The sequence below is a fragment of the Pseudomonas entomophila genome (assembly GCF_018417595.1).
Taxonomy (GTDB): Bacteria; Pseudomonadota; Gammaproteobacteria; order Pseudomonadales; family Pseudomonadaceae; genus Aquipseudomonas; species Aquipseudomonas entomophila_C.
This window is the reverse complement of sequence record NZ_CP070982.1, coordinates 189148-201189: the sequence shown is the minus strand read 5'-3', so window position 1 is coordinate 201189 and position 12042 is coordinate 189148. Positions and strand designations below refer to the sequence as shown.

14 protein-coding genes and 1 tRNA gene are annotated in these 12042 nt (G+C 63.8%); 8 read left to right on the top strand and 7 right to left on the bottom strand.

What is annotated here, in order from left to right; genetic code table 11:
• Nucleotides 1-10 precede the first annotated feature (10 nt).
• The 3 genes from JYG34_RS00855 to JYG34_RS00845 all read right to left on the bottom strand — a co-directional run bounded on the left by JYG34_RS00855 (nucleotide 11) and on the right by JYG34_RS00845 (nucleotide 2881).
• Entirely contained in the window at nucleotides 11-256 is a 246-nt protein-coding gene (locus JYG34_RS00855; protein WP_201167581.1) for a 4Fe-4S dicluster domain-containing protein, read from the bottom strand.
• Nucleotides 257-410: 154 nt separating this feature from the next.
• Entirely contained in the window at nucleotides 411-2135 is a 1725-nt protein-coding gene (locus JYG34_RS00850) for a fumarate reductase/succinate dehydrogenase flavoprotein subunit (protein WP_213659110.1), read from the bottom strand.
• On the bottom strand, nucleotides 2132-2881 hold the full coding sequence (locus tag JYG34_RS00845; protein WP_213659109.1) for a GntR family transcriptional regulator: 750 nt from the start codon (nucleotides 2879-2881) through the stop codon (nucleotides 2132-2134). Before JYG34_RS00845 ends, JYG34_RS00850 begins: the two co-directional genes overlap by 4 nt.
• A gap of 295 nt (nucleotides 2882-3176) precedes the next feature.
• Between JYG34_RS00845 and JYG34_RS00840 the strand changes: the two genes are divergently transcribed.
• The 6 genes from JYG34_RS00840 to JYG34_RS00815 all read left to right on the top strand — a co-directional run bounded on the left by JYG34_RS00840 (nucleotide 3177) and on the right by JYG34_RS00815 (nucleotide 7642).
• Nucleotides 3177-3253: transfer RNA gene (locus JYG34_RS00840), tRNA-Arg, on the top strand.
• 79 nt (nucleotides 3254-3332) lie between these two features.
• Complete coding sequence (locus tag JYG34_RS00835; protein ID WP_213659108.1) at nucleotides 3333-4160, top strand: alpha/beta hydrolase; 828 nt, start codon at nucleotides 3333-3335, stop codon at nucleotides 4158-4160.
• A 127-nt stretch (nucleotides 4161-4287) separates the two neighbouring features.
• Nucleotides 4288-6018, top strand: coding sequence for a dipeptidase (locus JYG34_RS00830; RefSeq protein ID WP_213659107.1), 1731 nt, complete (start codon nucleotides 4288-4290; stop codon nucleotides 6016-6018).
• A 178-nt stretch (nucleotides 6019-6196) separates the two neighbouring features.
• Nucleotides 6197-6550 (top strand): DUF4190 domain-containing protein, encoded by a 354-nt coding sequence (locus JYG34_RS00825; RefSeq protein ID WP_213659106.1) that lies wholly within the window; start codon nucleotides 6197-6199, stop codon nucleotides 6548-6550.
• A gap of 21 nt (nucleotides 6551-6571) precedes the next feature.
• Nucleotides 6572-7033, top strand: a complete 462-nt coding sequence (locus tag JYG34_RS00820) for a DUF805 domain-containing protein (protein ID WP_434011173.1) — start codon at nucleotides 6572-6574, stop codon at nucleotides 7031-7033.
• Between the two features lie 171 nt (nucleotides 7034-7204).
• Nucleotides 7205-7642 (top strand): CBS domain-containing protein, encoded by a 438-nt coding sequence (locus JYG34_RS00815; RefSeq protein WP_213659105.1) that lies wholly within the window; start codon nucleotides 7205-7207, stop codon nucleotides 7640-7642.
• A gap of 3 nt (nucleotides 7643-7645) precedes the next feature.
• Here the strand turns inward: JYG34_RS00815 and JYG34_RS00810 are convergent, their stop codons facing one another.
• The 3 genes from JYG34_RS00810 to JYG34_RS00800 form a co-directional block, all read right to left on the bottom strand.
• Nucleotides 7646-8284 carry an NADH:ubiquinone oxidoreductase subunit N gene (locus tag JYG34_RS00810; protein ID WP_213659104.1) on the bottom strand — a complete coding sequence of 213 codons (639 nt, stop codon included), beginning with the start codon at nucleotides 8282-8284 and terminating at the stop codon, nucleotides 7646-7648.
• Between the two features lie 70 nt (nucleotides 8285-8354).
• A complete protein-coding gene (locus JYG34_RS00805) occupies nucleotides 8355-8597 on the bottom strand; it encodes a DUF2789 domain-containing protein (RefSeq protein WP_213659103.1) in 243 nt (80 codons plus the stop codon).
• Nucleotides 8598-8657: 60 nt separating this feature from the next.
• Complete coding sequence (locus JYG34_RS00800) at nucleotides 8658-9116, bottom strand: aminoacyl-tRNA deacylase (RefSeq protein ID WP_213659102.1); 459 nt, start codon at nucleotides 9114-9116, stop codon at nucleotides 8658-8660.
• 96 nt (nucleotides 9117-9212) lie between these two features.
• On the opposite strand from JYG34_RS00800, the gene JYG34_RS00795 reads away from it, so the two are divergent.
• A complete protein-coding gene (locus JYG34_RS00795) occupies nucleotides 9213-10556 on the top strand; it encodes an NfeD family protein (RefSeq protein WP_213659101.1) in 1344 nt (447 codons plus the stop codon).
• A gap of 2 nt (nucleotides 10557-10558) precedes the next feature.
• Nucleotides 10559-11311 (top strand): slipin family protein, encoded by a 753-nt coding sequence (locus tag JYG34_RS00790; protein ID WP_213659100.1) that lies wholly within the window; start codon nucleotides 10559-10561, stop codon nucleotides 11309-11311.
• Between the two features lie 47 nt (nucleotides 11312-11358).
• On the opposite strand, the gene JYG34_RS00785 is transcribed toward JYG34_RS00790, so the two are convergent.
• The gene (locus JYG34_RS00785) at nucleotides 11359-11991 is read right to left on the bottom strand and encodes a LysE family transporter (protein ID WP_011531600.1); all 633 of its coding nucleotides are present in this window, start codon (nucleotides 11989-11991) and stop codon (nucleotides 11359-11361) included.
• Nucleotides 11992-12042: the final 51 nt, after the last annotated feature.

The following is a 12042-nucleotide window of genomic DNA, read 5'->3' as shown; positions in this document are numbered from 1 at the left end:
GGCGCAGGGTTCAGCGCAGCAGGTAGGGAATGTCGACCTTGACCGCGCCGGTCGGGCAATCCTTTTCGCAGGGCATGCAGTACCAGCACTCGTCGAAGGCCATGTAGGCCTTCTGGGTGGCCGGGTTGATCGCCAGCAGGTCCATGGGGCAGACCTCGACGCAGACCGTGCAACCTTTTTCGGCGATGCACTTGTCTTCATCGATGGTGACCGGGGCGCTGCTGCGAAAGAAGATTTCCTGGGGTTGGTGGGCCATTTCACAAATCCTCGGGGCCTGAGGCCCTCTTGATCGAAGGTGTCCACATTCCCTGTAGGAGCGGGTTTACCCGCGAAGGCGTCAGCAGGAGCAACGTCGTCGTCCTGGCGGACGCATGCGCGGGTAAACCCGCTCCTACAGGAATCTGTGGCGCCTAGGCGGCGTTGGTTTTTACCCGTAAGCGGTCGTAGGCGCTCTGTTCCTGGGCATCCAGCGGGATCAGGTACGGCTCGACCGCCTTCTTGAAACTGGTCATTTCGCCGTTCTCACCTTTTTTCAGGTGGCAATGGCAGAACCATTCGCCATCGTTGCGCTCAGGGAAATCGACCCGGTGGTGATAAAGCCCCCAACGGCTCTCTTCACGGAACAGCGACGCCCGCGCCGCCATCTCGGCGCAGTCGCGGATCACCGTGACCTCCATCGCCCGCATCAGTTCGTGGGGGTTGCTGGCTTTCATCTGCGCCAGGTCCCGCTCGATTTCGGCGAAGCGCGCCAGGCCGATCTGCATCTTCTTCGTCACCTTCGGCGGTTGCAGGTAGTCATTGACCATGCGCCGCAGCTTGTACTCGACCTGGGCCGGCGCCAGCCCATGCTCGCGATGCAGCGGCGCGAACACCCGTGCCTGCTCGCGCTCGACCTGCCCGGCATCGACCTCGGCGAACTCGCGCCCGGCCACGTACTGCGCGGCATTCACCCCGGCGAACCAGCCATAGGTGAAGGCGCCGAGCATGTAGTTGTGCGGCACCGCGGCCATGTCGCCTGCGGCGTACAAGCCCTTGACGCTGGTCTCGGCCTTGTCGTTGACCCACACCCCAGAAGCCGAATGCCCGGAGCAGAAGCCGATCTCCGAGATGTGCATCTCCACCATGTGCTGGCGATAGTCGGTGCCGCGCCCGGCGTGGAACTGGCCACGGCTGGGGCGCTCGTTGCCGTGCAGGATCTCTTCGATGTTCTGGATGGTTTCCTCGGCCAGGTGGTCGAGCTTGAGGAACACCGGGCCATTGCCGCCTTCGAGCTCCTGGTGGAACTCCCACATCATCTGCCCGCTCCAGTAGTCGCACTCGATGAAGCGCTCGCCCTTGCTGTTGGCGGTGTAGCCACCGAGCGGGCCGGTGACGTAGGCGCAGGCCGGGCCGTTGTAGTCCTTGATCAATGGGTTGATCTGGAAACACTCCAGGTTCGCCAGCTCGGCGCCGGCGTGGTAGGCCATGGCATAACCGTCACCCGCGTTGGTGGGATTCTCATAGGTGCCCATCAGATAGCCCGACGCCGGCAGGCCAAGGCGCCCGGCCGCGCCGCAGGCGAGGATCACCGCCTTGGCGCGGATCACCCGGAACTCACCCGTGCGGCAGTCAAAGCCGAGCACGCCAGCCGCGGCACCCTGGTCATCGAGCAGCACGCGGGTGCAGACGATGCGGTTGCTGATCTCGACTCGCGCGCGCTTGAGTTGGCGGTAGAGCACCTTCTTGATGTCGTGGCCCTCGGGCATCGGCAGTACGTAGGCCCCCATGTGGTGCACCTTCTTCACCGCGTAGTCGCCGGTCTCGTCTTTCTCGAACTTCACCCCCCAGCGATCGAGCTGCTCGATGGTCTCGAAACTTCGGGTGGCGTAGGCATGCACGGTGGCCTGGTTGACGATGCCGTCATTGGCGACGGTGATTTCCTTGGTGTATTGCTCGGGTGTGGCGTGGCCGGGAACGATGGCGTTGTTCAGGCCATCCATGCCCATGCTGATGGCGCCGCTGCGCTTGACGTTGGCCTTCTCCAGCACCAGCACACGCAGTTGCTTGTCCTGCTCCTTGGCCTTGATCGCGGCCATGGGCCCGGCGGTTCCGCCACCGATGACGACGATGTCGTAGTCCTGAGGCTGGATGTTCATACCTTGGAGCCCCTCTGGCGGTCGATGCGCAGGCGGTACTGGAAGGCGTCGCCACGGTAGTAGAGGTGTTCGAAGTCCAGCGGCGTACCGTCGGCGGCATGGGTCAGGCGCTCGATGCGCATGATCGGCGAGCCCTCCTCCACCTCCAGGGCCTGAGTGAGGTCGCTGTCGGCAAGCACCGCGTCGATGGCCAGGTCCGCGTGGCCGAGGGCGATGCCGCAGTCGTTATCCAGCAGCAGGAAGATGTCACGGGTCACCAGGTCAGCCTTTTCCAGCTTTTCACCGACACTTTTCGGCAGCCAGGTCAGTTCCAGCGACACCGGCTCCCGGTTGATCAGGCGAACGCGGCGAATCTCGGTGACCCATGCACCTTCCTCGACCTGCAACCGCGCCGCCACCAGTGCGCTGGCCGGCACATGGCGGAAGCTGCGCAGGCGGTTGAGCACTTCGTAGCCCATCTGCGTCATCGACTCGCCCAGGCCCTGCAGGGTGCTGACGTTCTGGAACGCCTTGGGCTTGGCGACGAAGGTGCCCTTGCCATGGATCTTGAAGATCAGCCCTTCCTTCTGCAGGTCGCCCAGCGCCTGGCGCACGGTGATGCGGCTGACGTCGAACACCTTGCCCAGTTCGTTTTCCGAAGGCATGCGGCTGTGGGGTGGATAGCTGCCGTCGAGGATGCGCTCGCGCAGCAGCTCCTTGAGCTGGGTGTAGAGCGGTACGGGAGAGAGGGGGAGCAGTTCGGCCATGGTTGTCTTCGCTGTTGGCTGACTTGTTATAACAAGTTGTAACCAGAAGATAGCGGGCATAAGGCAGCGAGAGGAAATATCGATATTGCATATGAATAGACATTTTTGCCGGCCGTACCGGCCATTTCCTTGTAGGAGCGGCTTCAGCCGCGATGCAGGCAGCGCGGCACCTGGCATCCGCTTCGCGGATGATCGCGGCTGAAGCCGCTCCTGCAGAAGGCAATCCACAGGGAAAAACAGCCTCATATCAAGGCGATGGACGCCATCGGCATTGATGGGTATCATGCGGCCCGTTGCACTCGTAGCTCAGCTGGATAGAGTACTGCCCTCCGAAGGCAGGGGTCGTGGGTTCGAATCCCGCCGAGTGCGCCATCTTCTGAAACCCCGGAATGCTTCCGGGGTTTTTTCGTTTCAGGGCACCGGTAGCGTGAAAGCCAACTGCGGGACCACTGTGGCGCTGCTTGTCTGCCTTGGCCTGCATGGCTGCGCGACCTTGCCCTTGCCGCAGCAGCGCAGCCAACAGGCGGACGCGCTGGCCAGCACCGTGAACTTGATGCGCGAGCAGGTGCGCACCGATGCCTTCCTGCTGACCAGTTACGTACGCATCGAACGCCCGGACCTGCCGTTGACGGTTTACATCGAAGGCGACGGCTTGGCTTTCCGCAGCCGCTCGCAACCCTCGGACGACCCTACGCCGCTCAACCCGGTGGGGTTGGCCCTGGCAGCGGCGGACCCGGCCGCCAACGTGCTCTACCTCGCCCGCCCCTGCCAGTTCGCCCACGCCGCCGACAACCCGCGCTGCGCCGTGGCGTACTGGACCGGCAAGCGGTTCGCCGAAGAGGTGGTGCAGGCCATGGACCAGGCGGTCGATCACTATGCCCGGCAAGTGCCCGGGCAACCGCTGCATCTAGTCGGCTACTCCGGCGGTGGCGCCATCGCCGCGCTGCTGGCGGCGCGTCGGGTGGACATCGCCAGCCTGCGCACCGTGGCGGGCAATCTCGATGTCGCCGAATTCAACCGGTTGCACAGGACCACCCCCATGCCCGAGTCGCTCAACCCGATCGACCAGGCGGCCAGGCTGCGCGCGCTGCCACAGATTCACTTCCATGGCACCGCCGACCGCGTCGTGCCTGGTGTGATCGCCGAACGATTCGCCCAGGCTGTGGCCGGCGACTGCACGCACGTCCGCGCGGTTCCCGGGATAGGCCATGGGGGTGACTGGGCGGCGCGCTGGCCAGGCCTGCTCGCCGAACCGGCGCGCTGCGGACGCGAACACTAGCTGGCGAAATTGTGCATGAATGCACGGTGCCACCTCTCCCAAGGGGGCGTGCATTGGTGTTAGCGTGGGCATCTTCCCGTTTGCGTAAACGGGCACCACCCACCCTTGCAAAGGAATGCGCACACCCATGCCATTTTCCAAGCTTTCCGCCGCTTCCGTGATGCTGGCCAGCCTGGCGATGTTCTCGATCCCGGCCCACGCCAACCTCTCCCAGCAACAGTCCGCCGCCATCATCAAAGCCTACGACGGCAGCAACCCGGCCGACTTCAAGCAGTTCCTCGGCAAACTGGCCGGCAGCGACCTGGCCAAGGCCGACAAGCTCGGCGACACCCTCAAACTGTACCTGGCCGGCAAGCCGCTGAGCACTGAGCAGCAGGACGAGATCAACCGCCTGCTGGGCCTGTATACCCGGATCAAGTACGGCGAGGCCGCCAAGCAGACCCTGCGCGAACTGGTGGAGATCCCGACGGTACGCAAAGAGGGTGTTGAGCAGCACGAGAACCCGGAATTCCTCAAGATCGCCGACAAGATCAAGGCCCTGGCCGAGGGCTTCGGCCTGCAGTTCCGCAACGTCGACAACCGTGTCTACGAAATCACCCTCGGCGAAGGCAAGGAAGTGATCGGCATCCATGCCCACGCCGACGTGGTGCCGGTAACCCCGGAAAACTGGAAGCTCAAGGACGGCACCCAACTCGACCCGTTCAAGGTCACCCTGGTGGGCGACCGCATGTACGGCCGTGGCACCGAGGACGACAAGAACGGCATCGTCGTCGCGCTCTACGCGTTGAAAGTGGCCAAGGACGAGAAACTGCCCCTGGCCCGCCAGTTCAAGCTGCTGGTGGACACCACCGAGGAAACCACCGGCGACGCGATCCCCTACTACTTCGCGCGCAACGCCACCCCCGACTACAACCTGGCGCTGGACGGCGGCTACCCGGTGGTGATCGCCGAGAAAGGCTACGGCACCGTCATGGCCACCTTCACCAAGCGCGCCGGTACCGGTAAAGGCGCCGAGGTGGTGAAGCTGACCGGCGGCCTGGCCACCAACCAGATCCCCGGCAGCTCGGTGGCGACGCTGATCAGCGACAAACCCGCGGACCTGGCCAAGGCGCTGGAGAAAGCTGGCGCCGAGTACGTCAAGCAACACAGCGGCGACTTCAGCATCGACGCCAAGGCCGACGGCAAGCAGGTACTGCTGACCGTGACCGGTGTGTCGGCCCACTCCTCCGAGCCTGAGTCCGGGGTCAACCCGGTGGCACGCATGCTCGACTTCCTCAACGGCGTGCAGAAGCAGGTGCCGCTCAAGCACAACCACATCACCGACGCTGCCCGCTACGCCGCCGACAACTGGGGCCTGGACTACCTGGGCAACAAGCTCGGCGTGGGTTTCAAGGACGATTTCATGGGCCCGCTGACCACCTCGCTGACTTTCGTCGGCCTGGATGACAAGGCGCTGAAGCTGGCGGTGAACCTGCGCATTCCCAAGGGCAAGTCGCTCGAGACTCTCAAGTCGGAGATCTCCGGCAAACTCGGTGAGTGGGCGCGTACCAGCCACACCTCGGTGGCCTTCGACTACACCCTCGACGAACCAATGTACCGCAACCCCGAAGGCGAGTGGGTCAAGGCCCTGCTGGCCGTGGCCAGCGAGAACCTGGGCATGAAGCACGAGTTCGGTACCTCCGCCGGCGCCACCTCGGTGCACGACCTGCCCAACGGCGTGCAGTTCGGCCTGGCCATGCCGGATGTGAAGTACACCGGCCACAACGACAACGAGTTCAAGACCGTGGAGCAGTTCATGCTCGACTTGCAGATCGTCAGCGAGATGGTGGCGCGGATCGGGCAGATGCCGAAACTCTGAGGCACGCTTGTAAAGACGGGAGGCGCCTGCGGGCGCCTTTCTCGTTTACGTGTGGATTTTCTGGCGCCACTGTTTCGCCACCCATGAAATGTTTGGTAACCTTCGCGCCGGCCACCCGTTCGGGTGACACGTTATGCGAACAGGGACGCGTTCGACGAACGCTACAAAAGGAATTGCGATGGCGATGGTCTATTGCCGCGGCTGTGCCAGACAGCTGCACGAAACGGCACCCACCTGCCCACAATGCGGTGCTCCACAGCACGCAATCTCCCCCACGAACCCGGTCAGCGGCGAATCGCCGTGGATGGGCATCGTCTCCCTGATTCTCGGCATCCTCTGTGTACTGACGCTGTTCGATGACGCTGACTGGGATGGTGAAACCCTCCTTGGGATGGTCATGCTTTCAATGGCGGGCCTGGTCCTGGGCATCGTCAGCATCAGCCAGAAGAAGCCCGGTAACGGCATGGCCATCGCCGGCGTGGTCATGGCAGTCATTTCACTGCTGTGCTTCATCGGTCTATCTGCTAGCTAATCAAAACGTGAGGGAAAACAAATGAGCATGGTGTTCTGCCGCGGCTGCGCCAAACAGATCCATCAATCGGCCCTGAGCTGCCCGGGCTGCGGCGCACCCCAGGCCGCCACTGCCGGCAACGGCACAATCGCGGGTGCCACTGCCGTGAGCAGTGGCAATGCCTACCTCGAAGTGATGAAGAAGTACGCCGTATTCAAGGGCCGTGCGCGCCGCAAGGAATACTGGATGTTCGTGCTCTTCAACCTGCTGATCACGATCGCTATCGGTTTCGTCGACAACGCTATCGGCACCAAACCGCTGCTGGGCCTGGTGTACAACCTGGCGATCATGATCCCGAGCATCGCCGTTGCTGTTCGTCGTGTGCACGACAATGACCACAGCGGCTGGTGGTTGCTGGTACCTATCGTCGGCTTGGTGTTCCTGATCAAGGACGGCACCCCAGGCAACAACCGCTTCGGCCCGAGCCCCAAAGGCCTGGTGTAAGCGCAGCCTGTGCGTGAATGGAAAGGCGGCCTTCGGGCCGCCTTTTTTCATGCGGCCCACACATGACGTTTTTCAATCGCCTCCATGCCGTTTCCTGCATTGCCGTGCAGAGCGCCGTGCCGGATGCTTTATTTACTCCGACACATCGCCGTCCCACCCACTGAGGCCCGTATGAAGAACGTCGAACAGATCCTGAAAAACAAGTCGCAACCTCAGACCGTCTATACCATCGCGCCTGATGATTCGGTGCTCGATGCCTTGAAGCTGCTGGCGGAGAAAAACATCGGCGCCCTGCCGGTGGTGGAGAACGGCCAGGTGGTCGGGATCGTCAGCGAACGCGACTACGCTCGCAAGCTGGTGCTCAAGGGCCGCTCTTCACCGTTCACGACCGTACGCGAAATCATGAGTTCGCCGGTGGTCACCGTCGACCCCAAGCAAAACCTCGAGTACTGCATGAACCTGATGACCAACCGCCACCTGCGTCACCTGCCGGTAGTGGATAACGGCCAACTGCTCGGGCTGCTGTCGATCGGCGACCTGGTGAAAGAGACCATCGCCGAGCAGGCCAACCTCATCCTCCAGCTGGAGCAGTACATTCGCGGCGATTAACCCTCAGTGGTAGGCGCGCTCCAGCTCGTCCAGCTGATGGTCGAAGCTGCGCAGCCGCGCCGACCAGGTGTACACCAGCACTTCCAGGTCACGATTGAGCACCGCGGTGTTGCCACCCTCGCGCACTGGTGCATCGCACAGGTCCAGCTGGTAGCGCTCGCGCGCCATCGCGGTGGCCACGCTAGACAGATCACGGGCATTGGCCAGCCAGTGATGGTGGTGATCATGCACTTCCCGGTCGAGCTCCCGGCACTGGCGCTTGAGGGCATCCAGGCTTTGCTCCAGGGGCGTGCCCTTGAGCTCGCCCATGACCTCTTCGAACGTCCGCCCGGAATGCCAGTAACTACCCCAGAAATATCGGTCGAACACCGTCTCGACCCGGCGCAGGGCAACCTTGGTGTTCCAGATGGTCAGCAGCGTTCGCCCCTGAGCCACTTCGCGACGGTTCAGGTGCAACTGCTGCCAGGCGATCCATGCCAGCCCGCACAACGACACCGCCGCGGTGACGGCGGCGGCGGCATACAGAAATTGCACGGCCTGGTTCATCTGCTGGGTGTGCCGGATACCGTAGAAGTAGCCGGCGGTCAGGGTGCCCAGGATCGTCACGGAGCACCAGAAACCCGGTGCGTAGGGATCTTTCATCGCGCCATCCCCTGTTGTTTTTCCTGAGCATAGCAACGGCCCGATCACCCATCAGGTGCCGCTCGGCGCTTTATTTTCGTGGGCGACGCAAGGCTTCGTTGAGCTGATCGAACAGCTCCGCCCAATCGGCATCGTCATCAATGCTTTGCCTCAGAAACGCCCGCTGGCCATCGGTCCAGAAAGGCGCATCCACCAGTTTCACATCGCCCTTGAGCGGCGAATGGCTGGTGATGAACTGGTCGATGCCCAGCGGATCGTCCGGCAGCCCCAGCTGCTTGAACAGTTCGGAAAACTTGTGGATCGGCGCTTCCATGGTTCACTCCTTCGGCCGGGCCGGTCGTCCACGACGCCAGCCCGGCGGTGGTTGCGAGCATCAGCTCAATTCGCGCACTTCGGCGTGCGGCACCAGTTTCAAGTATTGCTCCATGCTCATGTGGATCAGATGATCGTGGTCACCCGCCTCGAGATAGACATCACCCTGGCGGGTCAGCGTGCGATCGAGCAGCATCGGGATGTTGTAGGCATCCCCAAGCGCCGGGATCGCGCCACGCTCGCAATCGCCGAACAGGCTGGGCAACGCGCTCTCGCGGGTCAGCTGCCAGGCGCCGGTCATGCGCACCTCGGTCATGTCCAGGTGCCGGTTGGCCGGCAGCACGGCCATGATGTAGTTGCCATGGCGGTCGTCGAGCATCACCGACTTGGCGACCCGCTCGGCGGGCACGCCGGCCGTGCGCGCCGACTCCAGGCTGGTGGCCGAATGTGGATGGGGAACGATGTCGTAGTCGCAGTTGGCCTGGTCCAGGCGCTGCTGAAGGGTCTTGGCCATTCGCATGATGCACCTCCGGTTTAGCCCCCACCCTCAAGTTTAGGCCGTGGTCGGTCGGGCACGACTAAACTTCAGGAACAGGTCCGCACGAGGTGACGACAGGTGATCGCTCACTGCTGGCGCGTGTTGCTGCTGTCACTGTTGCTTGGCCTCGCCCCAGGCGGCCAGGCCGCGCCGGGCACGGATGTCTGGCTGCTGAGCGTTGACGACGCCATCGGCCCGGCCAGCGCCGACTACCTGCTGCGCGGCCTTGAACAAGCACAGGCGCAGGGTACGCAACTGGTGGTGGTCCGTCTGGACACCCCCGGCGGCCTGGACAGCGCCATGCGCCAGATCATCAAGGCCATCCTCGCCAGCCCCGTGCCGGTGGTCACCTTCGTCGCTCCCGGCGGCGCCCGGGCGGCCAGCGCCGGCACCTACATCCTCTATGCCAGCCATGTGGCGGCAATGGCACCTGGTACCAACCTGGGCGCGGCGACACCGGTGCAGATCGGCGCGCCCGGCATGGGCGACAAACCGCCCGCCAACAAGGAGGACGACACCCTTGCCCGCAAGCAGGTCAACGATGCCGCCGCCTATATCCGGGGCTTGGCCGAGTTGCGCGGGCGCAACGCCGACTGGGCGGAAAAGGCGGTGCGCGAGGCCGTGAGTCTTTCGGCCAGCGAAGCCCTGCGCCTGAAGGTGATCGACCTGGTCGCCAGCGACCTGCCTGAACTGCTGCGCCAGCTCGATGGCCGCACCGTGCAGGTCGCCGGCCAGCCCGTGCAACTGCGCACCGCCGACGCTGCCGTGGTGGAGCACCTGCCCGACTGGCGCACACGCCTGCTGGCAGTGATCACCAACCCCAGCGTGGCGCTGATCCTGATCATGATCGGCGTGTACGGCTTGTTGTTCGAGTTCATGAACCCTGGCACCGGCGCGGGAGGCGTGGTCGGCGGCATCAGTCTGTTGCTGGCGTTGTACGCCCTGCAACTGTTGCCGGTCAGCCATGCCGGCGTGGCGCTGATCCTGTTGGGGATCGCTTTCATGATTGCCGAAGCTTTCCTGCCCAGCTTCGGCGTGATCGGCTTCGGCGGCATCGTCGCCTTCGTGGTTGGCGCACTGATCCTGATGGACACCGATGCCCCCGGCTTCGGCATTCCCCTGGCGCTGATCATCAGCCTCGCCGTGGTCTCGGCACTGCTGCTCGGTGGCGTGCTGGGCATGGCGCTCAGGGCGCGGCGGCGGGCGCTGGTCAGCGGCGACGCCGGGCTGGTGGGCAGCCTGGTCACCGTGACCGTGGTACACCAGGACAACCCGTTCCTCGGCTCGGTACAGGCCCAGGGCGAACAGTGGCAGGCGCAGTGCGCGACCCCCTTGCAACCCGGCCAGCACGTCAGGGTCATCGCCCGTAACGGCTTGACGCTCGAGGTCAGCGCCACCGCGCCCACGGCGCAAGGAGAGTGAAGATGTTCATGCAGTTCGGTTTCGGCACCCTGCTGGTGCTGCTGGCCCTGTTGCTGCTGTCGGCCTTGCGCATCCTGCGCGAGTACGAGCGCGGGGTGGTGTTCCAGCTCGGGCGCTTCTGGCAGGTCAAGGGCCCGGGGTTGATCATCCTGATCCCGGGGATCCAGCAGATGGTGCGGGTTGACCTGCGCACCGTGGTACTCGACGTGCCGCCCCAGGACGTGATCACCCGCGACAACGTCTCGGTGAAGGTCAACGCCGTGGTGTACTTCCGCGTGCTCGACCCGCAGAAGGCGATCATCCAGGTCGAGGATTTTCTCAGCGCCACCAGCCAGCTGGCCCAGACCACCCTGCGCGCGGTGCTTGGCAAGCACGAGCTCGACGAGCTGCTGGCCGAGCGCGAGCAGCTCAACGCCGACATCCGCGCCGTGCTCGACGCACAGACCGACGCCTGGGGCATCAAGGTGGCCAATGTCGAGATCAAGCACGTCGACCTCAACGAGTCGATGGTCCGCGCCATCGCCCGCCAGGCCGAGGCCGAGCGCGAACGGCGGGCCAAGGTGATCCATGCCGAAGGCGAGCTGCAGGCATCGGAAAAACTGATGCAGGCGGCGCAGATGCTGGGCAAGGAGCCTGGGGCGATGCAACTGCGCTACATGCAGACGCTGGGTGCGATTGCCGGGGACAAGAGCTCGACCATCGTCTTTCCGTTGCCGGTGGATCTGCTCAAGGGGTTGATGGATAAGCAGAAATAGCGGTGCGGCATTCGCGGGCTTGCCCGCGAATGGACCGGCACAATCAATCAGATCGGCGCCCGGCGCAGGGTAGCGAGGAACGTCGCCGCGCCGATGAACAGCCCGGCAAAGGTGCGGTTCAGGCGCTTCTGCTGTTTAGGGGTGCGCAACAGGCGCAGCACCCGCGACGCCAGCCCGGTGTAGCCCGCCATCACCAGCATGTCGACGCTGATCATGGTCACGGTGATCGCCACATACTGTGGCAGCAGCGCTTCATGGGGGTTGATGAACTGCGGCAGCACCGCGAGCATGAACACCAGCGCCTTGGGGTTGCTGACGTTGACCAGGAAACCTCGGAACACCAGGCTCAGCGGCTTGCCGATCGGACGCACGCCGGACTCGTCGCTCATGTCCATCGGCAAGGCTTTCCATTGCTTGTAGGCGAGGTAGACCAGGTAGACGACACCGAACCACTTGATGATCTGGAAGGCGGTGGCCGAAGCGGCGAGGATGGCGCCAACACCGGCGGCGATGATGGCAATCTGCACGATCAGGCCCAGTTGCAGGCCCAGGGCATTCCAGTAGCCACGCCAGAAGCCATACTGCAGGCCACTGGACATCGAGGCAATCGCCCCGGCGCCCGGCGACAGGCTGATCACCCAGCACGCGGCAAAGAAGGCCAACCACGTTTCCATCGACATCGCACACCTCGCTCGAACATTTATTGCAAAACGTTAAGCTACGGTGCTGGC

What these genes read in the sequence shown, in the direction of transcription:
- JYG34_RS00855 (WP_201167581.1), bottom strand. Translation starts at nt 256, where the DNA reads ATGGCCCACCAACCCCAGGAAATCTTCTTTCGCAGCAGCGCCCCGGTC.
- JYG34_RS00850 (WP_213659110.1), bottom strand. Translation starts at nt 2,135, where the DNA reads ATGAACATCCAGCCTCAGGACTACGACATCGTCGTCATCGGTGGCGGA.
- JYG34_RS00845 (WP_213659109.1), bottom strand. Translation starts at nt 2,881, where the DNA reads ATGGCCGAACTGCTCCCCCTCTCTCCCGTACCGCTCTACACCCAGCTC.
- JYG34_RS00830 (WP_213659107.1), top strand. Translation starts at nt 4,288, where the DNA reads ATGCCATTTTCCAAGCTTTCCGCCGCTTCCGTGATGCTGGCCAGCCTG.
- JYG34_RS00825 (WP_213659106.1), top strand. Translation starts at nt 6,197, where the DNA reads ATGGCGATGGTCTATTGCCGCGGCTGTGCCAGACAGCTGCACGAAACG.
- JYG34_RS00820 (WP_434011173.1), top strand. Translation starts at nt 6,572, where the DNA reads ATGAGCATGGTGTTCTGCCGCGGCTGCGCCAAACAGATCCATCAATCG.
- JYG34_RS00815 (WP_213659105.1), top strand. Translation starts at nt 7,205, where the DNA reads ATGAAGAACGTCGAACAGATCCTGAAAAACAAGTCGCAACCTCAGACC.
- JYG34_RS00810 (WP_213659104.1), bottom strand. Translation starts at nt 8,284, where the DNA reads ATGAAAGATCCCTACGCACCGGGTTTCTGGTGCTCCGTGACGATCCTG.
- JYG34_RS00805 (WP_213659103.1), bottom strand. Translation starts at nt 8,597, where the DNA reads ATGGAAGCGCCGATCCACAAGTTTTCCGAACTGTTCAAGCAGCTGGGG.
- JYG34_RS00800 (WP_213659102.1), bottom strand. Translation starts at nt 9,116, where the DNA reads ATGCGAATGGCCAAGACCCTTCAGCAGCGCCTGGACCAGGCCAACTGC.
- JYG34_RS00790 (WP_213659100.1), top strand. Translation starts at nt 10,559, where the DNA reads ATGTTCATGCAGTTCGGTTTCGGCACCCTGCTGGTGCTGCTGGCCCTG.
- JYG34_RS00785 (WP_011531600.1), bottom strand. Translation starts at nt 11,991, where the DNA reads ATGTCGATGGAAACGTGGTTGGCCTTCTTTGCCGCGTGCTGGGTGATC.